The 20,437-nt window shown below is 72.9% G+C and carries 21 protein-coding genes; 12 read left to right on the top strand and 9 right to left on the bottom strand.

Annotated elements, in window-relative coordinates:
* Nucleotides 1–14: 14 nt before the first annotated feature.
* Nucleotides 15–368: a HesB/IscA family protein gene (locus ABH925_RS24225; RefSeq protein WP_370150961.1), complete on the bottom strand. Its 354-nt coding sequence runs from the start codon at nt 366–368 to the stop codon at nt 15–17.
* A 142-nt stretch (nt 369–510) separates the two neighbouring features.
* Between ABH925_RS24225 and ABH925_RS24220 the strand changes: the two genes are divergently transcribed.
* Nucleotides 511–1,389 (top strand): GNAT family N-acetyltransferase, encoded by an 879-nt coding sequence (locus tag ABH925_RS24220; RefSeq protein WP_370150959.1) that lies wholly within the window; start codon nt 511–513, stop codon nt 1,387–1,389.
* Nucleotides 1,390–1,408: 19 nt separating this feature from the next.
* Here ABH925_RS24220 and ABH925_RS24215 read toward each other — a convergent pair whose 3' ends face one another.
* The 3 genes from ABH925_RS24215 to ABH925_RS24205 all read right to left on the bottom strand — a co-directional run bounded on the left by ABH925_RS24215 (nt 1,409) and on the right by ABH925_RS24205 (nt 4,637).
* The gene (locus ABH925_RS24215; RefSeq protein ID WP_370150958.1) at nt 1,409–2,776 is read right to left on the bottom strand and encodes an aspartate aminotransferase family protein; all 1,368 of its coding nucleotides are present in this window, start codon (nt 2,774–2,776) and stop codon (nt 1,409–1,411) included.
* 166 nt (nt 2,777–2,942) lie between these two features.
* Nucleotides 2,943–3,398 (bottom strand): Lrp/AsnC family transcriptional regulator, encoded by a 456-nt coding sequence (locus ABH925_RS24210; RefSeq protein ID WP_370150957.1) that lies wholly within the window; start codon nt 3,396–3,398, stop codon nt 2,943–2,945.
* A gap of 54 nt (nt 3,399–3,452) precedes the next feature.
* On the bottom strand, nt 3,453–4,637 hold the full coding sequence (locus ABH925_RS24205; RefSeq protein WP_370150956.1) for a low temperature requirement protein A: 1,185 nt from the start codon (nt 4,635–4,637) through the stop codon (nt 3,453–3,455).
* A gap of 251 nt (nt 4,638–4,888) precedes the next feature.
* On the opposite strand from ABH925_RS24205, the gene nadA reads away from it, so the two are divergent.
* Nucleotides 4,889–6,082 (top strand): quinolinate synthase NadA, encoded by a 1,194-nt coding sequence (gene nadA / locus ABH925_RS24200; RefSeq protein WP_370150955.1) that lies wholly within the window; start codon nt 4,889–4,891, stop codon nt 6,080–6,082.
* Nucleotides 6,083–6,171: 89 nt separating this feature from the next.
* Here nadA and ABH925_RS24195 read toward each other — a convergent pair whose 3' ends face one another.
* Complete coding sequence (locus tag ABH925_RS24195) at nt 6,172–6,450, bottom strand: hypothetical protein (RefSeq protein ID WP_370150954.1); 279 nt, start codon at nt 6,448–6,450, stop codon at nt 6,172–6,174.
* An 11-nt stretch (nt 6,451–6,461) separates the two neighbouring features.
* A complete protein-coding gene (locus tag ABH925_RS24190; protein ID WP_370150953.1) occupies nt 6,462–7,250 on the bottom strand; it encodes a PspA/IM30 family protein in 789 nt (262 codons plus the stop codon).
* A 229-nt stretch (nt 7,251–7,479) separates the two neighbouring features.
* Between ABH925_RS24190 and ABH925_RS24185 the strand changes: the two genes are divergently transcribed.
* From ABH925_RS24185 to ABH925_RS24175, 3 genes are all read left to right on the top strand, one after another.
* Nucleotides 7,480–8,076 carry a DUF3043 domain-containing protein gene (locus ABH925_RS24185; protein ID WP_370150952.1) on the top strand — a complete coding sequence of 199 codons (597 nt, stop codon included), beginning with the start codon at nt 7,480–7,482 and terminating at the stop codon, nt 8,074–8,076.
* 101 nt (nt 8,077–8,177) lie between these two features.
* The gene (locus ABH925_RS24180) at nt 8,178–8,906 is read left to right on the top strand and encodes a class I SAM-dependent methyltransferase (protein ID WP_370151040.1); all 729 of its coding nucleotides are present in this window, start codon (nt 8,178–8,180) and stop codon (nt 8,904–8,906) included.
* 77 nt (nt 8,907–8,983) lie between these two features.
* Complete coding sequence (locus ABH925_RS24175; protein ID WP_370150951.1) at nt 8,984–9,988, top strand: aldo/keto reductase family protein; 1,005 nt, start codon at nt 8,984–8,986, stop codon at nt 9,986–9,988.
* 97 nt (nt 9,989–10,085) lie between these two features.
* Here the strand turns inward: ABH925_RS24175 and ABH925_RS24170 are convergent, their stop codons facing one another.
* Both ABH925_RS24170 and ABH925_RS24165 read right to left on the bottom strand, forming a co-directional pair.
* Nucleotides 10,086–10,295 carry a hypothetical protein gene (locus ABH925_RS24170; RefSeq protein ID WP_370150950.1) on the bottom strand — a complete coding sequence of 70 codons (210 nt, stop codon included), beginning with the start codon at nt 10,293–10,295 and terminating at the stop codon, nt 10,086–10,088.
* Between the two features lie 85 nt (nt 10,296–10,380).
* Nucleotides 10,381–10,851 carry an Ig-like domain-containing protein gene (locus ABH925_RS24165; protein ID WP_370150949.1) on the bottom strand — a complete coding sequence of 157 codons (471 nt, stop codon included), beginning with the start codon at nt 10,849–10,851 and terminating at the stop codon, nt 10,381–10,383.
* 123 nt (nt 10,852–10,974) lie between these two features.
* On the opposite strand from ABH925_RS24165, the gene ABH925_RS24160 reads away from it, so the two are divergent.
* The 7 genes from ABH925_RS24160 (at nt 10,975) to ABH925_RS24130 (ending at nt 19,614) form a co-directional block, all read left to right on the top strand.
* Nucleotides 10,975–11,598: a bifunctional adenosylcobinamide kinase/adenosylcobinamide-phosphate guanylyltransferase gene (locus ABH925_RS24160; protein ID WP_370150948.1), complete on the top strand. Its 624-nt coding sequence runs from the start codon at nt 10,975–10,977 to the stop codon at nt 11,596–11,598.
* Between the two features lie 10 nt (nt 11,599–11,608).
* Entirely contained in the window at nt 11,609–12,808 is a 1,200-nt protein-coding gene (cobT, locus tag ABH925_RS24155) for a nicotinate-nucleotide--dimethylbenzimidazole phosphoribosyltransferase (protein ID WP_370150947.1), read from the top strand.
* A gap of 2 nt (nt 12,809–12,810) precedes the next feature.
* A complete protein-coding gene (locus ABH925_RS24150) occupies nt 12,811–13,647 on the top strand; it encodes an adenosylcobinamide-GDP ribazoletransferase (protein WP_370150946.1) in 837 nt (278 codons plus the stop codon).
* 332 nt (nt 13,648–13,979) lie between these two features.
* Nucleotides 13,980–15,494: a leucyl aminopeptidase gene (locus ABH925_RS24145; RefSeq protein WP_370150945.1), complete on the top strand. Its 1,515-nt coding sequence runs from the start codon at nt 13,980–13,982 to the stop codon at nt 15,492–15,494.
* A 285-nt stretch (nt 15,495–15,779) separates the two neighbouring features.
* Nucleotides 15,780–17,168, top strand: coding sequence for a dihydrolipoyl dehydrogenase (gene lpdA, locus ABH925_RS24140; RefSeq protein ID WP_370150944.1), 1,389 nt, complete (start codon nt 15,780–15,782; stop codon nt 17,166–17,168).
* A gap of 57 nt (nt 17,169–17,225) precedes the next feature.
* Nucleotides 17,226–18,983, top strand: a complete 1,758-nt coding sequence (gene sucB / locus ABH925_RS24135) for a 2-oxoglutarate dehydrogenase, E2 component, dihydrolipoamide succinyltransferase (protein WP_370150943.1) — start codon at nt 17,226–17,228, stop codon at nt 18,981–18,983.
* A gap of 112 nt (nt 18,984–19,095) precedes the next feature.
* Nucleotides 19,096–19,614 carry a DUF4240 domain-containing protein gene (locus tag ABH925_RS24130; protein WP_370150942.1) on the top strand — a complete coding sequence of 173 codons (519 nt, stop codon included), beginning with the start codon at nt 19,096–19,098 and terminating at the stop codon, nt 19,612–19,614.
* Between the two features lie 150 nt (nt 19,615–19,764).
* On the opposite strand, the gene ABH925_RS24125 is transcribed toward ABH925_RS24130, so the two are convergent.
* Nucleotides 19,765–20,394: an N-acetyltransferase family protein gene (locus ABH925_RS24125; RefSeq protein ID WP_370150941.1), complete on the bottom strand. Its 630-nt coding sequence runs from the start codon at nt 20,392–20,394 to the stop codon at nt 19,765–19,767.
* Between the last annotated feature and the right edge of the window lie 43 nt (nt 20,395–20,437).

Below are 20,437 nucleotides of genomic sequence, written 5' to 3'. Positions count from 1 at the left end.
TCGCGGCGTCCGGGTCAGCTGAAGGAGTCGCCGCAGGCGCAGGAGCCGGTGGCGTTGGGGTTGTCGATCGTGAAGCCCTGCTTCTCGATGGTGTCGACGAAGTCGATGGTGGCGCCGCCGAGGTAGGGAGCGCTCATCCGGTCGGTGACGACGCTGACGCCGCCGAAGTCCTTCACGACATCGCCGTCGAGCGAACGCTCGTCGAAGAACAGCTGGTAGCGCAGGCCCGAGCAGCCACCGGGCTGCACGGCGACGCGCAGCGCGAGGTCCTCGCGGCCCTCCTGCTCCAGCAGGCTCTTGACCTTGGCCGCGGCGGCATCGCTGAGGAGGATCCCGCTCTCGACGTTGGTCTCGTCCTGGACGGTCATCTGCATACTCCCGGGTTGTGACGACGTGGTGCTAACAGCGGCAAACCGGCCGCGCCCCGGATCTATTCCGGGCCCCGGACATTCCGGGGAAGTAGCCGCCCACCCATGCTCGCACACCGGCTCCATGCGTGAGACTGGGCGAATGATCCTTCGCCAGGTTCGTGACTCGGCCGCTGACGCGGCCGCGGTTCGGGAAGTGTCGCAGTCCGCGTTCACCGCGATGGAGCAGCAGCTGGGCCAACCGGTCACCCCGTGGACCCGGGAACGCGTGGCCAGAGCCCACATCCGGGCCCGGCATCTGGCCGTGACCGACCCGGGCGGCTGCTGGCTCGCCGAGGAGGACGGGCTGCCGGTCGGCGTGGCGCTGGCGCTGCGCCGCGAGGGACTGTGGGGACTGTCACTGTTCGCCGTGGCCCCGGCCGCCCAGGACAAGGGCCTGGGACGGCTGCTCCTGGACCACGCCGTCGCCTACGGACGCGGCTGTCTGCGCGGCATCGTGGTCGCCTCGGCCGACCCGCGCGCGGCCCGCCGCTACCACGCGGCGGGGTTCCGGCTTCACCCGACGATGTCCCTCACCGGGACGATCGACCCGGCCGCCCTGCCCGACCCGACCGGGATCCCGGTGCATCTGGGCGACCCCGGCCACCTCCAGCTGCTGGACTCGGTGGACCGGCGCACCCGTGGCGGCGCGCACGGCCCCGACCATCCGGTGCTGCTGCGCACCTGCGACGAGCTGCTGGTCGTCGACGTCCTCACCGGCAGCGGCTACTGCTACCGGACCGGCGGACGGATCGTGCTGCTGGCGGCGACGTCCAAGCGGCTCGCCGCGCGGCTGCTGATCGAGGCGCTGGCGCGGATGCCGGTCGGCCAGGAGGCGGCGATCCACGGGGTCACCGCCGAGCAGGACTGGGCCGTGGACGTCGGCCTGGCGGCCGGGCTGGCCGTCCGCACCCGCGGCTACCTCGCGCTGCGCGGGATGCGGCCTCCGGCCCCCTACCTGCCCTCCGGCCCCTACCTGTAGCCGGACGGGTGGCGCGGGCTCAGGCCATGGTGTCGAGGATCTCGCGGACCATGTCCATGGTGGTGCCCGGGTGCAGGAACGCGAAGCGGGAGACCACCTCGCCCTCCCAGCCGGTCGGGGTGACGAACCCGGTCTGCTCGGCGAGCAGCTGCTCGGACCAGGCGTAGTAGTCCGCCGCGGTCCACCCGCGGCGCCGGTAGACCAGGCTGGACAGCTCCGGCTCGCGGACGACCTCCAGGTGCGGGTACTCGGCGCGGATCAGCGCGGCGGTGTCGCGGGCCAGCGCGATCCCGGTCTCGATGGCCGCGCTGTAGGCGTCCGTGCCGTGCACCGCCAGCGAGAACCAGAGCGGCAGCCCGCGGGCCCGCCGGGTGAGGTGGTACGCGTAGTCGGTGGGGTTCCACTCCTGGTCGTGCTCACCGGTGTGCAGCACGTCGAGGTAGGAGGCGTCCTGGGTGTGCACGGCCTTGGCCGGGCGGGGGTCGCGGTAGATCAGCGCGGCGCAGTCGAACGGCGCGAACAGCCACTTGTGCGGGTCCACCACGAAGGAGTCGGCGTGCTCGATGCCGTTGTACTTCTCCCGGACCGAGGGGGCGAACAGGCCCGCGCCGCCGTAGGCGCCGTCCACGTGGAACCAGAGGCCGAAGTCGCGGGCCACGTCGGCGATGCCGGCCAGGTCGTCGACGATCCCGGCGTTGGTGGTCCCGGCGGTGCCGACCACGGCGATCACCGAGCCCGGGTCGTCGTCCGCCTCCAGCGCGGCGCGCAGCGCATCGCCGGTGAGGCGGTGGTCGGTGGTCGGGACCAGGAACTTCTCGACGCCGATGATGTTCAGGGTGTTGGTGACCGAGGAGTGGGTCTGGTCGCTCACCGCGATCCGCAGCCGGGCGCCTATGCCCACACCGAGCCGGTGCCGGGCGGTGTCCCGGGCGACCACCAGGGCGGACAGGTTGCCGGCCGACCCCCCGGAGACGAAGCAGCCGCCGGCCGACGCGGGCAGCCCGGCCCGGTCGGCGATCAGCCGCAGCACCTGGTTCTCTGCGGCGATCGCCCCGGCCGCCTCCAGCCAGGAGATGCCCTGGAGCGAGGCGCAGGAGACCACCATGTCGAACAGCAGCGCGGCCTTGGTGGGCGCGCAGGGAATGAATGACAGATAACGGGGACTGTCAGCTGAGATCACGGCACGCGAGAGCTCGTGGTCGTAGAGCTTCAGCACATCCGCAGGATCGTTTCCTCCGGCGGTCAGCAGGCCGTCCAGGACGCCGGCCAGCCGGTCCCCGTCCCCGGGGTGGTCCAGCGGGACCGGGTCGTACTGCAGCCGCTCCCGCATGTAGTCGAAGACCAGGTCGACCATACGGGCGTCGTACTGGTGCATGCGCTGGGTCACGGGGGGCGTCCTCTCACGGCGGTACTGGCCTGATCAACCCTAGGCAGCACCCGGCGACTCCGGCATGTCGGAACCCTGCACCCCGCGCAGCAATCCTGCGTCCTTCGCCCCCGCACGCACGATTCCGGCTCACCCCCGCCCCGCAGTGGCGTCCGGGGCCGGCCGGTCAGCCGATCAGCCGGCTCAGCACGACCTGGCTGCGGCTGCGCTGCACCCCGGGCTCCCGGCGGATCCGTTCGATCACGGCCTCCAGGTGGCCGGTGTCCGCCGCGCGCAGATGCACCAGCGCGTCCGCGTCGCCGGTCACCGTCCAGGCGGCGACCACCTCGGGGAACTGGCGCAGCGAGGACAGGATCTCCTCCGGGGAGGTCCGCTCGCGGCAGTACACCTCCACGAACGCCTCGGTGCGCCACTCCAGCGTGCCCGGGTCCAGCAGCACGGTGAAGCCCCGGACCACGCCGCGCTCCTGCAGCCGGTCCACCCGGCGCTTCACCGCCGTCGCCGACAGGTTCACCAGCAGGCCGATCTCCGCATAGGAGGCTCGACCGTCGCGTCCGAGCAGCTCAAGGACCCTGCGGTCGGTCTCGTCCAGTCGGGCGGGAGGATTCAGTGGGGCAGGCACGAGTACAGAATTAGCACACCTCAGCGGATCGGTTCCCGGCCGCGGGCCGCGCGCCTAGATGCCGGACCGGTCGCGCAGATGAAGGACCAGTCCGACGGCCAGAGCCGCCGCGCAGACCGCCCCGGCGGCCAGCACCGCCCCCGGGCCGCCGACCGGGGTCACCGCGAGCACCGCCAGCGCCGCCACCGGCAGCACCAGTTGCTGGACGCCGGTCTTGCTGTGCCGGGCGTGCAGCACCCAGACCACGAAGAGGTAGAGCGCGGTCGGCACGGTCACCGCCGCCGCGGCGGCCGTCGCCGAGATCTCCGGCGGCTGCACCACCCGGTCCACCGCGACCTCCAGGCCGGCCCCGATGGCCGCCGCCGACCCCAGCACCAGGTAGTGCCCGTAGCCCCAGAGGAAGGCCTGCCGGTTGGAGCGCAGGTAGTCGTGCACCGGGCGGGCGAAGTAGATCCACCAGGCCGAGAAGCAGATCAGCAGGCCGCCTCCGGCGATCGGCAGCAGCTTGCCCAGCGCGTCATGCCCGTCCACCGCGGACTGGACCGCGACCGTCGCGGCCGACACCGTCTCGCCGAGCACGATCAGGGTGAACAGGCCGTAGCGCTCGGCGATGTGCTCCGGGTGCCAGCTGGTCTGGAACCGGCGCTCGGCGAGGGCCGGCACCGCCAGTTCGAACACCACGAACAGCAGCATCAGCGGCACCACCGCGCCGTGCGGCGCGAACAGCAGCAGCACCCAGCAGATCTGCACCGCGGTGATCCCGCCCGCGTAGCGCAGCGCCATGGCCCGTTCGGCGCCCTCGGCGTTGCGGCCGACCCGGAGCCACTGGGCCACCATCACGCAGCGCATCACCACGTACCCGGCCACGCCGACCGAGAAGTCCTCGTTGAACAGCCGGGGCACGCCTGCGGCCAGGATCAGCGCCCCGGTGATCTGCACCAGCGTGGCCACCCGGTAGAGCACGTCGTCGGTGTCGTAGGCGGAGGCGAACCAGGTGAAGTTCACCCAGGCCCACCAGATCGCGAAGAACACGAAGCAGTAGCCGGCCAGCCCGTGCCGCAGGTGCCCGGCGGCGAGGGCGTGCGCCAGCTGGCTGCCGCCCTGGGCGACCGCGACCACGAAGCAGAGGTCGAAGAAGAGCTCCAGCGGCGTGGAGGCACGGTGCTCCTCCTCGCGGCTGCGGGCGATCATCGGCCGTACCGCACCGGCCAGTGTCCCGGCGTTCGACTCCTCGGTCATCCTGCACGTACCCTTCCGGTCGCGGTCGCTCCGCCGGGAGCCTGCTCCACCGGAAGCCGCCCCGTCATGAGCCTGACCTCCGGCACGTTCCGGCGCCAGCCGACTACCGCCGAAGCGGCGATAGCGGCGTGCGTCACATTGCCACGGCGTCCGTGGTCAGCGCGACGGCAGCGGGGTTATCATAGATAACGTCAGAAAGACGAAAAGGGCGAGGCGCCGCTGCCTCTCCCCCACAGGAGGGCAGTCCGCCCGTGACCACCACAAGCCCGTACGAAGCGCCGTTGTCCTACCAGGAGCCTGCGCCCTCGCCGCTGGCCCTGCTGCTGCTCGGCCGCGAGGCCGACCCGGCCAGCGAGCGCGGCGTCGACTGCCCCGGTGACCTGCCCGCCGCCTCCGACCCCGACCTGGTCGCCCGCGCCCGCGCCGCCAAGGCCGCCCTGGGCGACCGGGTGTTCATCCTCGGGCACCACTACCAGCGCGACGAGGTCATCGAGTTCGCCGACGTCACCGGCGACTCCTTCAAGCTGGCCCGGGACGCGGCCGACCGTCCCGAGGCCGAGTACATCGTCTTCTGCGGCGTGCACTTCATGGCGGAGAGCGCGGACATCCTCACCGGCCCCGGCCAGCGGGTCATCCTGCCGGACCTGGCGGCCGGCTGCTCGATGGCCGACATGGCCACCGCCGAGCAGGTCGCCGAGTGCTGGGACGTGCTGGCCGACGCCGGCGTCGCCGACACCGTGGTCCCGGTCGCCTACATGAACTCCTCCGCCGACATCAAGGCCTTCACCGGCAGGCACGGCGGCACCATCTGCACCTCGTCCAACGCCAAGCGGGCCCTGGAATGGGCGTTCGAGCAGGGCCAGCAGGTGCTGTTCCTGCCGGACCAGCACCTCGGCCGCAACACCGCCGTCCGCGAGCTGGGCCTGAGCCTGGACGACTGCGCCCTCTACAACCCGCACAAGCCCAACGGCGGCCTGACCGCCGAGCAGCTGCGCGACGCGAAGATGATCCTGTGGCGCGGCCACTGCTCGGTGCACGGCCGGTTCTCGCTGGACTCGGTGAACGAGGTCCGCGAGCGGGTCCCCGGCGTGTCCGTCCTGGTCCACCCGGAGTGCAGGAACGAGGTGGTCGAGGCCGCCGACCTGGTCGGCTCGACCGAGTACATCATCAAGGCCCTGGACGCCGCCGAGCCCGGCAGCAAGTGGGCCATCGGGACCGAGCTCAACCTGGTCCGCCGGCTGGCCAAGGCGCACCCGGACAAGGAGGTCGTCTTCCTGGACCGCACGGTGTGCTTCTGCTCCACCATGAACCGGATCGACCTGCCCCACCTGGTCTGGGCGCTGGAGTCGCTGGTCGAGGGCCGGGTGCCGAACGTGATCACCGTGGACCCGGAGACCGAGAAGTACGCCAGGGCGGCGCTGGACCAGATGCTGGCCCTGCCGTAGCGCGTCCGCGACAGTCCGACGCTACGACGAAGGGGCACCCCGCGGGGTGCCCCTTCGTCGTAGCGTGCTCGGCTCAACCGGAGTTCGGCTCAGCCGGGGATGAGGCCGTCCGGCTTCAGCAGCGCCCTCACCTCGTCGACGGTGGCCTCCTCGTACGGCAGGGTCGCCTCCGAGGGAACCAGCACGTCGTGCGCGACCGGCGTCCCGGCGGCGCGGACCGCCGCGAGGAGAGCGGCCAGGCTGACCCGGAAGTCGGCGTGGTCGCCCGCCTCCAGGTCCGCCAGCACCGCGTTGTCCAGCTCGTTCAGCCGGTCGACCAGGGTGTCCGGCACCTCGAACTGACCCTCCCCCATGATCCTGACGATCATGCGCGTCTCCCTTACTTGTCGAGACGGGGCTGGTCTTGAGGGTTCGCAGCCTGGGGGTGCTGCCCCGGCTCGATCGCCGGGGTCGGTGCCGCGCCGCCGGAGAGCTCGGCCTTCATCCTGGCCAGCTCCAGCTCCACGTCCGAGCCGCTGGACATGCGCTCCAGCTCGGCCGTGATGTCGTCCTTGCGCATCCCGGTCGGGTCGTCCAGCGCACCCGACGCGAGCAGCTCGTCGATGGCACCGGCACGCGCCTGCATCTGCGCGGTCTTGTCCTCGGCGCGCTGGATCGCCAGACCGACGTCGCCCATCTCCTCCGAGATACCGGAGAAGGACTCGGCGATCCTGGTCTGCGCCTGTGCGGCCGTGTAGGTGGCCTTGATGGTCTCCTTCTTGGTCCGGAAAGCGTCCACCTTGGCCTGCAGCCGCTGGGAGGCAAGCGTGAGCTTCTCCTCCTCGCCCTGCAGGGCCTGGTACTGCGTCTCCAGATCGGCGACCTGCTGCTGGATCCCGGAGCGGCGGGTGAGCGCCTCACGGGCCAGGTCCTCGCGGCCGAGGGAGAGCGCCTTGCGGCCCTGCTCCTCCAGCGTGGAGGACTGCTTCTGCAGCTGCTGGAGCTGGAGCTCCAGGCGCTTGCGCGATGTCGCCACATCCGCCACTCCACGACGCACCTTCTGCAGCAGTTCAAGCTGCTTCTGGTACGAGTAGTCGAGTGTCTCGCGCGGATCCTCCGCACGATCCAAGGCCTTGTTGGCCTTGGCGCGGAAGATCATCGACATCCGCTTCATGATTCCGTCGCTCATGGGCCTCGCGCGCCCCCTTCTCCGGCCTGCCGGTTCTCGTACCCAAGACTACGGGGCGCGGGGCGTTCACCGCAGCGCACCGGCCTGCAACAAGACTGCTACAGCGGACCGGCCCCGGCGTCATCCGTGCGACCGATTCGGTGACGCGCCGTCTCGACCACAGGACGGAGCCGGACCCCGGGGCCGACAGGGCTAGGGAATACACCTGCTGACCACGTAGTCTTTACCTGTGTTCCGACGAAGCCCCCAGGATGCCCCCGCCGACGCCGTCACGCTTGAGAAGGCTGACGCGCCCGAGCGCCCCGACGCAGAAGCGCCCAAGGGCCGCCCCACGCCCAAGCGCAGCGAGGCCGAGGCCAACCGCCGCGGCCGTGCCTACGTGCCCAAGGACCGCAAGGAGGCTGCCAAGGAGGCCCGTTCCCGGTCCCGTACCGACCGCGAGCGGCAGCGGAACGCGCTGCTGAACGGCGACGAGTCGGCGCTGCCCCCGCGCGACAAGGGCCCGGTGCGCCGCTTCGCCCGCGACTACGTGGACGCGCGGATGACCGCCGCCGAGTGGTTCCTGCCGTTCGCGGTGGTGATCCTGCTGCTGAGCGTGCTGCGCAACTCGCAGCTCCAGCTGATCTCGCTGCTGCTCTGGGTGATCATCATCGTGGCGATCGTGGGCCACTCCTTCGTGATCGCCTTCGGCCTGCGCAAGCAGCTGGCCCAGCGGTTCCCGGACAAGAACACCAAGGGCGCGGTGGCATACGCGCTGATGCGCACCCTGCAGATGCGTCGGCTGCGGCTGCCCAAGCCCCAGGTCAAGCGAGGGCAGAAGCCCTGATCGAGACGTTCGCGCATCGGGGTTGGCTGCCGGACCAACGGCAGGCCGACGGCGGCTCCGCCGCCGACAGCTGGCTGGCCAAGCTCGGCGGCCTGCGCAACCTGGTCCGCCAGGAGCTGGTCGCCCGGCAGCTGGCCGAGCAGATCACCGAACACTTCGACGGCGAGATGCTGCGGGTGCTGGACGTCGGCTGCGGCCAGGGCACCCAGGCGCTGCGGCTGGCCCGCGCCGGGCACCTGGTCACCGGGCTCGACCCGAACCCGGCCACCCTGGGCGCGGCCCAGGCCGCGCTGTCGGCCGAGGCCCCCGAGGTGCGGCAGCGGGTCGCCCTGCTCACCGGCGAGGGCGGCGACTGCGGGCGCTGGTTCGGTCCCGGCAGCTTCGACGTGGTGCTCTGCCACGGGGTGCTGATGTACATGCCGCAGGCCGAGCCGCTGCTGGCCTCGCTGGCGCGGGTGCTGGCCCCCGGCGGGATGCTGTCGGTGGTGGTCCGCAACGGTGACGCGCTGGCCATGCGCCCGGGCTGCGGCGGGGACTGGGGCGGCGCGCTGGAGGCCTTCGACGGCGACCGGTACACCAACCGCCTCGGCCTGCCCACCCGCGCGGACCGGCTGGAGCCGCTGACCCGGACCCTCGCCGAGCTCGACGTGCCGCTGCGCCGCTGGTACGGCGTGCGGGTCTTCACCGACCAGGCCCCGGACCACGCCGCGCCGCCGGTCGACGGGCGGCAGCTGGCCCAGCTGCTGGACGCCGAGGAGCGGGCCGGCCGGACCGACCCCTACCGCGCCGTCGCCGCCCTGCTCCACCTCGTCGGCACCCGCCGCGGCTGACCGCGCGGGCCGACCGTGGCCCGCGCTCCTCGTGGCTGGTGCCGGTGAGCAGCCGGAGCACCGTTAGGGTCGGTGCCATGGAGTTTCGTCATCTGGGCCGCAGCGGCCTGATCATCAGTGAGATCGCGTACGGCAACTGGCTCACCCACGGTTCCCAGGTGGAGGAGGACGCCGCGACCGCGTGCGTCCGGGCCGCCCTGGACGCCGGTATCACCACCTTCGACACCGCGGACGTCTACGCCGAGACCCGCGCCGAGGCGGTCCTCGGCCGCGCGCTGAAGGGCGAGCGCCGCGAGGGCCTGGAGATCTTCACCAAGGTCTACTGGCCCACCGGGCCCGGCCGCAACGACCGCGGCCTGTCCCGCAAGCACATCATGGAGTCCATCGACAACTCCCTGCGCCGGCTCCAGACCGACTATGTGGACCTCTACCAGGCCCACCGCTACGACGTCTCCACCCCGCTGGAGGAGACCATGACGGCCTTCGCCGACGTGGTGCGCTCCGGCAAGGCCCACTACATCGGCGTGTCCGAGTGGACCGCCGAGCAGATCCGCAACGCGCACGCGCTGGCGCACGAGCTGAAGGTGCCGCTGGTCTCCAGCCAGCCGCAGTACTCCGCGCTGTGGCGGGTCATCGAGGCCGAGGTCATCCCGGCCTGCGAGGAGCTGGGGCTGGGCCAGATCGTCTGGTCCCCCATCGCCCAGGGCGTGCTGACGGGCAAGTACCTGCCGGGCGCACCGGCGCCGGTCGGTTCCCGTGCCACCGACGAGAAGGGCGGCGCGAACTTCGTCACCCGCTTCCTGCGTGACGACGTGCTGGAGCGGGTGCAGCAGCTGCGGCCGCTCGCGGACGCGGCCGGGCTGACCCTGGCCCAGCTGGCGGTGGCCTGGGTGCTGCAGAACGGCAATGTCTCGGCGGCCATCATCGGGGCCTCCCGGCCCGAGCAGGTCACCGAGAACGTCAAGGCGGCGGGGGTCAGGCTCGACGCGGAACTGCTCAAGCAGATGGACGCGATCCTGGCGCCGGTGGCCGAGTTCGACCCGGAGCGGACCGCCCAGAACTCGCCCAAGGCGCGTCCCTGACGGGTGCCCGGTTGCCCGGTCTGGCGCGGTCGAACGCGGCCGGGCGGCGGTTGCGGGCGTCGGGGCGCGGGGATCGCTCCCCGCGCCCCCGGGTGCGCTACTCGCCGTCCGGGTGCAGGCTCATCGGGCCGTACACCTTCTCGCCGTCCTCCAGCAGCACGGCCTGGTCGATGCCGCCGGCGACGAGATCCTTCCAGGTCTCGCCGATCCATGACTCCGCGTCACCCTGGGTCGGGAACTCCTCCGTCCCGTCGGGCGCTGCCACCGTGGATCCGTCGGTCTTCTCGAATCGCCACGTCCACACCATGCCGGACCCCTTCCGCCGTACCTCGCTGTCGGATCGCAGGCTACCCAGTTCTTCGGGGTGTCCAGTCTCCGGGCCGTCCAGTCCTTCAGGCCGCGTACGCCGCCAGGCCGTGGCCGGACCCGGGCTCGGTGTCCGCGGAGACGGTGACCGCGACGGTGACCCGGGATCCGTGGCCCTGCTCGTCGCTGATCCGGTAGCCGAAGGAGTCGGTGCCGGTGAAGCCCGGCAGCGAGCGGTAGGTGGCGGTGCCGTCGTCGCCCAGCACCACATGGCCGTGCACCGCCTGCGCCGTCAGCGCCACGGTGGCCCGGGCGCCCGGCGCGGACACCGGCTCGTCGGCCAGCAGGTCGATGCCGACGGCGCGACCGGACACCGCGTCGGCGCGGTCGAAGGCGGCGGCCCCGGCCGAGTCGCCGGGGCGGGCCCGCAGTTCGGTCACCGTGCTCGCGTGCGCGGCCCCGCCGGACAGCACGACGACCGCCGCGGCCGCGGCGGTGCCTGCGGCGATCCTGCCCGAAGCGGCGATCCTGCGGGCGTTGGCACTGCGCTGGCGCATGACGGCATTCATCTGGTTCCCCTTCCCCAGCCCTCTGCAGGCTGGACCCAACATCTCAGAACGATAACAAAGCACCAAATCCCACTTTTACATTCCGCCAACACCGCCGGGAACAATGTCTCCATGCGGATCTTCTCGGAGCACTCCCCCAGCGGCACCCGGCGGTTCGGCCTGGAGTTCGGCCGACGGCCCGCTCCGCCCCGGCGGACCCTGGTCCTGGGCGGCGCGCGCTCCGGCAAGTCGGTCACCGCGGAGGCCATGATGACGGGCCGCCAGGACGTGCTGTACGTCGCCACCGGCGGCAGCAGGGACGGCGACGAGGACTGGGCGCAGCGCGTCGGCCTGCACCGGGACCGGCGCCCCGCCGCCTGGGGCACCGCCGAGACCTGCGCGCTGGAGCCGCTGCTCGCCGAGCCCGGCGGACCGCTGCTGATCGACTGCCTGGCACTGTGGCTCACCTCGGTCATGGACGACTGCGACGCCTGGGACGACGCGGCCTGGGCCGGGCACGGCCGGGACCGGCTGCGGACCCGCACCGCGGCGCTGGTCGAGGCCTGGCGTACCACCCCGCGCCGGGTGGTCGCGGTCAGCAACGAGGTCGGTAGCGGGGTGGTCCCGGCCACCGTGTCCGGGCGGCGGTTCCGGGACGAACTGGGGCGGCTGAACGCCGCGGTCGCCTCCGCCAGCGACGACGTGCTGCTGGTGGTGGCCGGTCAGGCGCTGCCTCTGAAAGGGCCGGGACGGTAACGTTCCGCCGGTGAGTACCTTCGACCTCGACGAGTTCTCCGCGCTGGTGGCGCGCCCCGACGACGAGTACCGGCAGGCCGCCGAGGAACGCTGGGCGGCGCTGGACCAGCCGCGCGGGTCGCTCGGTGCGCTGCAGGAGCTGGGCGGCTGGCTCGCCGCCGTGCAGGGCCAGTGCCCGCCGCGCCCGATCCGGCGGGCCAAGGTGCTGCTGTTCGCCGCCGACCACGGGATCGCCGGGCTGGGCGTGTCCGTCCTGCCGCCGGGGACGACCGAGCGCCGGGTGCGCTCGGTGCTGGACGGCACCGCCGCCGTCAGCCTGCTGGCCGACCGCTACGGGGCCCGGGTGCGGGTGGTGGACCTGGCCGTGGACGCCGAACCCGACGCGTTCCCGGCCGAGGTGAGCCGGCATCGGATCCGCCGCGGGTCCGGCCGGATCGACGTCGAGAACGCGCTGACCCGCGAGCAGGCCGAGGCCGCGCTGCGGGTCGGCATGGCGCTGGCGGACGAGGAGGCCGACGCGGGCACCGACCTGGTGGTCCTGGGCGACCTGGGCGTGGGCTCGACCACCGTGGCGGCGGTGCTGGTCGGCGCGCTGTGCGGGACCGACGCGGCGGCGGTGACCGGGCGCGGCTCCGGCATCGACGACCAGGTGTGGATGGTGAAGTGCGCGGCGATCCGCGACTCGCTGCGCCGCGCCCGCCCGGTCCTGGGCGACCAGGTGGAGCTGCTGGCCGCGACCGGCGGTGCGGACTTCGCCGCGATGGTCGGCTTCCTGCTGCAGAGCGCGGTGCGGCGCACCCCGGTGCTGCTGGACGGCGTGGTCTCGGCCGCCTGCGCGCTGGTGGCGCAGCGGATCGCGTTCCGGGCCCCGGAGTGGTGGCGCGCCGGCCAGTCCACCGGGGAGCCGGCGCAGGCGAAGGCGTACGAGCGGATGAGCATCGAACCGCTGCTGGACCAGAAGGTGGGTCTGGGCGCGGGCACCGGCGCGCTGCTGGCACTGCCACTGTTGCAGGCCGCGTCCACACTCCTGGCCGAACTCCCGCTGGCGCCCGTGGCGACACCTGAGCCCGCCGCCGAGCCCGACGCCGCCCCTCCCGCCGAGCCGGGTGCCGCACCGGCCGAGCCCAAGGCCGCCGCGAGCACCGAGCCCACCAAGCCCACCGCCGCCGAGCCGGACGCCGCGGCGGCGGCCGCGCCCGAGCAGGGCTGAGCGTGGCGCGCCTTCCGATACGCGTGACCGGGGGCGCCGCGGCGGTCGGGGCGGGGCTGCGCTTCGCCTTCGGCACGCTCTCGGTGCTGCCGGTGCGGGTGACCCGCTGGGACCGGCCGACGGCCGGCCGGGCGATGCTGGCCGCGCCGCTGGTCGGCCTGGTGCTGGGACTGCTGGCGGCCGGTCTCGGCGCCGGGCTGAGCGAGCTGGGCGCGGGGCCGCTGCTGGCCGCGGTGACGAGCGTGGCCGCGCTGGCCGCGCTGACCCGGGGCCTGCACCTGGACGGCCTGGCCGACGTGGCCGACGGGCTGGGCAGCAACAAGCCGCCCGCCGCCGCCCTGAAGATCATGAAGGCCTCGGACATCGGCCCGTTCGGGGTGCTGGTGCTGGTGCTGGTGCTGTTCGCCCAGGTGGCGGCGCTGGCACAGGCGTTCGCGGTCGGCCCGCACCTGGGCGGGTTCGGCGTGCTGGTCGCCGCCGTCACCGGCCGCGGCGCGCTGCTGCGCGGCTGCACCGCGGGCACCCCGTCGGCGCGGCCGGACGGGCTGGGCGCGACCGTCGCCGGAACGGTGCCGGCCTCCCGGGCGCTGTCGGCCGGCCTGGTCACCCTGACCGCCCTGGGCACCGGCGCGTGGTGTGTCGGCGGCGGGGGCGCCGGCGGGCTGCGGCTGGCCGTGGGCGCGCTGCTGGCACTGGCGTCCGGACTCATCTGCGCGGCCGTACTGCTCACGCACTGTGTCCGCCGGTTCGGCGGTATCACCGGGGACGTCCTTGGGGCCATGGTGGAGACGGCGTCGACGGCGGCGCTGGTGCTGTGGGTGCTCTTCGCCGGGTCGTGAGTGGGTGACGTCCCGCGCGATCCCGGGCGGGCGCCCGGCGTCCGGGGTACCGACGGGGCGCGAGGGGACGTCCTCCGAGCCCCCCGGACGAACCCCGCAGGAACGCCCGGAGACCGGAAAGGGGCCCTGGGGCAACCACCGGGGAGGTATCCCTGCGATGCTGTCACCACAAGCCGGGGTGACTATCTGCCATCGGAAGGGCGCGTGATCCCACCATGCGGACTACGATGCGGTACGGCACCCCCGAGTAGCCCCGAACTCCCCCTCGCCTTCCTCAGCGCGGTATTCCTGACCCGCGTGCCGAGGACCGCATGAAGAACAGGACGCATTACGTGACTTCAGTGTCTCTGAGCACCTCCGCGGCCCACGCGCTGCGCGCGGACGCCGTCGTCGTGGCCGTAGCCAAGGGCCCCAAGGGACTCGTGCTGGCCCCGGGCGCCGAGACGGTCGACGAGGCGTTCGACGGCAAGCTCGCCGACGTCCTCGGCGCCCTGGGCGCCACCGGCGCCGAGGGTGAGGCCGTGAAGCTCCCCTCCCCCGCCGGCGTCAAGGCCGGTTTCGTGCTGGCCGTCGGCCTGGGCGAGGCCCCCGCCGACGGTGACGGCTACCCCGGCGAGGCGCTGCGCCGCGCCGCCGGAACCGCCGCCCGCACCCTGCAGGGTGCCAAGAAGGCCGCGTTCGCGCTGCCCGCCGCCGAGGCCGCCGAGGTCGAGGCCGTCGTGCTGGGCGCGCTGCTGGGCGCCTACTCCTTCACCGCCTGCCGCGGCGAGGCCGACAGGGCCGCCGCCAAGGCCCCGCTGGGCGAGATCGCCGTCGTCGGCACCAAGCGCGGCGACAAGGCCGCCAAGGCCGCCGCCGAGCGCGCCACCGTGGTCGGCGAGGAGATGAACCGCACCCGCGACCTCGTCAACCTGCCCCCGAACGACCTGTTCCCCAAGTCCTTCGGCGACATCGTCACCGCCGCCGGCAAGGAGCACGGCCTCAAGGTCGAGGTGCTCGACGAGAAGGCGCTCACCAAGGGCGGCTTCGGCGGCATCATGGGCGTCGGCATGGGCTCCTCCCGTCCGCCGCGCCTGGTCAAGGTGGCCTACACGCACCCCAGGGCGAAGGCCTCGCTGGCCTTCGTCGGCAAGGGCATCACCTACGACTCGGGCGGCATCTCGCTCAAGCCGGCCGGCCACAACGAGACCATGAAGTGCGACATGGCCGGCGCCGCCGCCGTGTTCGCCGCCGTGGTCGCCGCCTCCCGGCTGGGCCTGCAGGTCAACGTCACCGGCTGGCTGGCGCTCGCCGAGAACATGCCCTCCGGCACCGCCACCCGCCCCGGCGACGTGCTGCGGATGTACGGCGGCAAGACCGTCGAGGTGCTCAACACCGACGCCGAGGGCCGGCTGGTGCTGGCCGACGCGATCGTCCGGGCCGGCGAGGAGAAGCCCGACGCGATCATCGACGTGGCGACCCTGACCGGCGCGATGGTGATGGCGCTGGGCGACCGCACCTTCGGCATCATGTCCAACGAGGACGACTTCCGCGCGAAGGTCCACGCCGCCGCGACCGCGGCCGGCGAGCAGTCCTGGCCGATGCCGCTGCCCGCCGAGCTGCGCAAGGGCATGGACTCCCCGATCGCCGACATCGCCAACATGGGCGAGCGGATGGGCGGCGGCCTGGTGGCCGGACTCTTCCTGAAGGAGTTCGTCGCCGAGGACATCACCTGGGCCCACATCGACATCGCCGGGCCCGCGTTCCACGAGGCCGCGCCCTTCGGCTACATCCACAAGGGCGGCACCGGCGCCGGCGTCCGCACCCTGGTGCAGCTCGCCGAACTCGCCGCCGACGGCGCCCTGTAACAGCGCCCGCCACAGGCACCGGTAACGTGACGCCGGGGTGCCCTCCCCCGTTGACGGGGTGGGCGCCCCGGCGTTCGCCATGAGCGCAACCGCACTGTTCGACGAGTCGTCACCGGATCACCACAGGTGCCCGGAGTGTCCGCAGGGCGGCCCCGGACGTCAGCTGTCCGGAACAGGTGCGAAGATGTATATCCGGCACGACTGGTCTCCTCACGAGGGAGAACCGCTCCCCGGCCGGCGACCGACCGGGACGATCCGCAGCACATATTGCATGGAGGACGTGACGTGGCGAACGACGCCAGCACCGTTTTCGACGTAGTCATTCTCGGAGGCGGAAGCGGCGGATACGCCGCAGCGCTGCGGGCGGCCCAGCTGGGCCTCCAGGTCGCGCTCATCGAGAAGAACAAGCTCGGTGGCACCTGCCTCCACCAGGGTTGCATCCCCACCAAGGCGCTGCTGCACGCCGGCGAGGTCGCCGACCAGACCCGCGAGAGCGCGGGCTTCGGCGTGAAGGCCACCTTCGAGGGCATCGACATCAACGGCGTCCACGCCTACAAGGACGGCGTCGTCAGCGGCCTGTACAAGGGCCTGCAGGGCCTGGTGGCCAGCCGCAAGATCACCTACGTGACCGGTGAGGGCCGTCTCTCCTCGCCGACCACGGTGGACGTGAACGGCGAGCGCTACACCGGCCGGCACATCGTGCTGGCGACCGGCTCCGTGCCGAAGTCGCTGCCGGGCCTGGCCATCGACGGCAACCGGGTGATCTCCTCGGACCACGCGCTGACCCTGGACCGGGTCCCGAAGTCCGTGATCGTCCTCGGCGGCGGCGTCATCGGCGTCGAGTTCGCCTCCGTCTGGAAGTCCTTCGGGGCCGAGGTCACCATCATCGAGGCGCTGCCGCACCTGGCCCCGCTGGAGGACGAGAACTCCTCCAAGCTGCTGGAGCGCGCGTTCCGCAAGCGCGGCATCAAGTTCGAGCTGGGCGCCCGCTTCGCCGGCGTGGAGTACACCGAGACCGGTGTCCGCGCCTCGCTGGAGAACGGCAAGCAGGTCGAGGCCGAGCTGATGCTCGTCGCCGTCGGCCGCGGCCCGGTCTCGCAGGGTCTCGGCTACGAGGAGGCCGGGGTCGCGACGGACCGCGGCTACGTCCTGGTCGACGAGTACATGCAGACCAACGTCCCCACCATCTCCGCCGTGGGCGACCTGGTGCCGACCCTGCAGCTGGCGCACGTCGGCTTCGCCGAGGGCATCCTGGTCGCGGAGCGGCTGGCCGGCCTCAAGGCCGTGCCGATCGACTACGACGGTGTCCCCCGGGTCACCTACTGCAACCCCGAGGTCGCCTCGGTCGGCATCACCGAGGCCAAGGCCGTGGAGCTCTACGGCGCGGACAAGGTGGTCACCGCCAAGTTCAACCTGGCCGGCAACGGCAAGAGCAAGATCCTCAAGACCGCCGGCGAGATCAAGCTGGTCCAGGTCAAGGACGGCGCCGTGGTCGGCGTGCACATGGTCGGCGAGCGCATGGGCGAGCAGGTCGGCGAAGCCCAGCTGATCTACAACTGGGAGGCCCTCCCCGCCGAGGTCGCCCAGCTGATCCACGCGCACCCGACCCAGTCCGAGGCCCTCGGCGAGGCGCACCTGGCGCTGGCCGGCAAGCCGCTGCACAATCACGACTGACCTCCCCACGGGCACGCCGCATCCATCCGCACGCACACAGTAGGAGTACCTGAACTCATGGCAGTCTCAGTAACACTGCCCGCTCTCGGCGAGAGCGTGACCGAGGGCACCGTCACCCGTTGGCTCAAGGCCGAGGGTGAGCGCGTCGAGGTCGACGAACCGCTGCTCGAGGTCTCCACCGACAAGGTCGACACCGAGATCCCGGCGCCCGCCTCCGGCATCCTGGCCTCGATCAAGGTCGGCGAGGACGAGACCGTCGAGGTCGGCGCCGAGCTCGCGATCATCGACGACGGCACCGGCGCTCCCGTCCCGGTCGCCGCCGCCCCGGTGGTCGAGGCTCCGGCCCCGGTCGCCGCCCCGGCCCCCGCCCCCGTCGTCGCCGCGGCCCCTGCGGCCCCCGCCGCGCCCGCGGCCCCGGCCGGTGCGGTCTCCGGCACCCCGGTGCTGCTGCCCGCGCTGGGCGAGAGCGTCACCGAGGGCACCGTCACCCGCTGGCTCAAGGCCGAGGGCGACACCGTCGAGGCCGACGAGCCGCTGCTCGAGGTCTCCACCGACAAGGTCGACACCGAGATCCCCGCCCCGGTGGGCGGTGTGCTGCTGCGGATCAGCGTCGCCGAGGACGAGACCGTCGAGGTCGGCGCCGAGCTCGCGGTGATCGGCGCCCCCGGTGCCGCCGCCCCGGCTCCGGTCGCGCCCGCGGCCCCGGCCCCGGTCGCCGCCCCCGTGGCCGCCCCGGCTCCGGTCGTTGCGCCCGCTCCGGTCGCCGCCCCGGCGCCCGTGGTCGCGGCCCCGGCCCCCGTGGTCGCCGCTCCGGTCGCGGCCCCGGCCCCCGTCGCCGCGGCGCCGGTCGCCCCGGTGGCTCCGGCCGACCGGGTCGCCGCCGTGGCCGACGGCTCGGACGCCTACGTCACCCCGCTGGTCCGCAAGCTCGCGTCCGAGCGCGGCGTCAACCTGGACCTGGTCCAGGGCACCGGCGTCGGCGGCCGGATCCGCAAGCAGGACGTCGTCGCCGCGGCCGACGCCGCGCAGGCGGCGGCCACCGTGGCCCCCGCCGCGGCGAAGGCTCCGGCGACCATCGCCGCGGCCTCCCCGCTGCGCGGCCAGACGGTCAAGCTGACCCGCATGCGCAAGGTCATCGCCGACAACATGCTCAAGGCGATGCAGACCACGGCCCAGCTGACCACGGTCGTCGAGGTCGACGTCACCCGGATCATGCGGCTGCGCAACCAGGCGAAGTCCGGCTTCCAGGCCCGCGAGGGCGTCAAGCTCTCGCCGATGCCGTTCTTCGTCAAGGCCGCCACCGAGGCCCTCAAGGCCCACCCGGTGGTCAACTCGACCCTGAACGAGGCCGAGGGCACCATCACCTACCACGCCGCCGAGCACGTCGGCATCGCGGTGGACACCGAGAAGGGCCTGATGGTCCCGGTCATCCACGACGCGGGCGACCTCAACATCGCCGGTATCGCCAAGAAGACCGCCGACCTGGCCGCCCGTACCCGGGACAACAAGGTCAAGCCGGACGAGCTGTCCGGTGGCACCTTCACCATCACCAACACCGGGTCGCGCGGCGCGCTGTTCGACACCCCGATCTTCACGCCGCCGCAGGTCGCGATCCTCGGCATCGGCGCGACGGTCAAGCGGGCCGTGGTCGTCACCACGCCGGAGCTGGGCGAGACCATCGCGGTCCGCGACATGGTCTACCTGGCCCTGTCGTACGACCACCGGATCGTGGACGGCGCCGACGCCGCCCGCTTCCTGGGCACCGTCAAGGCCCGCCTTGAGGAAGGCGCGTTCGAGGGCGACCTCGGGCTGTAGGCCTCCGACCGCACCGAACGCGACTGCCCCCGACCCGCTCCAGCGGGCCGGGGGCAGTCGGCTGTTGTGGCGGTGGACGGCAGCGGCCCTCAATACCTGCGAGGATCAGGGCATGGACGAGACGGACTTCTGGCAGCTGATCGACGAGAGCCGAGAGGGTGCCCAGGGCGACCCGGTCGAGCAGGCCGACCTGATGGTCGAACGGCTGGTGGAGCGCACCCCGGACGAGGTGGTCGACTTCGCCCGGCTGTTCGAGGCCCGGATGACCCGCGCCTGGCGCCAGGACCTGTGGGGTGCCGCGGACCTGCTGCTGGGCGGCGCGAGCGATGACGCCTTCGACTACTTCTGCTGCTGGCTGATCAGCCAGGGCCGCGAGGTGTTCGAGGGTGCGCTGGCCGACCCGGACGAGCTGGCCGAACTGGTCCCCGACTTCGACGAGGAGGAGGACGGCGACGCCGAGGAGCTGGGGGACGCCGCCGACCGCGCCCACGAGCAGCTCACCGGCCTGTCGCTGCCGCCCCTGGGCATCCGTCCCCGGCCTGCCGACCCGGTCGGTTCACGCTTCGACTTCGACGACGCAGGGATCATGGCGGAACGTTTCCCCCGTCTCTGGGCCCGTTTCGGCGGCTGACCGCCCGCGGCCGGGAGCGCAGCTCACCGCCGGCCGCCCGCAGCTCGCGGGTGGCCGGCGGGTCGGCACCGGGCCGGGAGACGGGGCGGCGGCCGTCCGGTAGCGGAGCGCGGCGCGGTGCCGGTCGTCGGTCAGAGGGCCAGGCCCAGGTCAGAGGGCCAGGCCCATGGAGATGTCGTCGACGTACCGGCCGTGCAGGTAGAACTCTTCCGGTGCGACGCCCTCGACCACGAACCCGGCCGAGGCGTAGAGCGCCTGGGCCGGGGCGTTGGTTCCGAGCACGTGCAGGGTCACCCGCCGGGCGCCGATCCGGCGGGACTCGGCGATCGCGGCGTCCAGCAGCACCCGGGCTATGCCCATGCGGCGCGCGGAGGGGTCCACGGTCAGACCCTGGATCAACCGGACGTGGGCGCTGCAGGGCAGCGGCGTCGCCGGGATCAGGCGGATGTAGCCCACCAGCGCGCCGTCCAGCACCGCGAGCTGGTAGTCACCCGGCAGGTGCCGCTCGTTGAAGACCGTGCTGTCGGGGGTGGGCGGCTCGGAAAGCTCCTGGACGTCGCCGATCGGCGACCAGGAGCGGTGGTTCAGCGCGTAGAGGGCGTTGCCGTCCTGCGGCTCCGCGCGGCGGATGACGAGGCCTGCGACCGGGGCGGCCGGGACCGCGGTCGGGGCGGCAGCGGTGGCGGCTGTGGCCGGAGCGGGGGCGGTCGGAGCAGCGGCGGCCGGATCAGCGGCGGCCGGGGCCGGGGCGGCGGGCTGGGTGGGGTGGGCTGCGGACATGGCGTCAAGCTTACGATCTCCAGCAGCCGCTACCTGAGAGGAT

Source organism: Streptacidiphilus sp. EB129, assembly GCF_041262645.1.
In the GTDB taxonomy this organism is placed as follows: Bacteria; Actinomycetota; Actinomycetes; order Streptomycetales; family Streptomycetaceae; genus Streptacidiphilus.
This window is presented reverse-complemented; position numbering and strand designations above follow the sequence as displayed.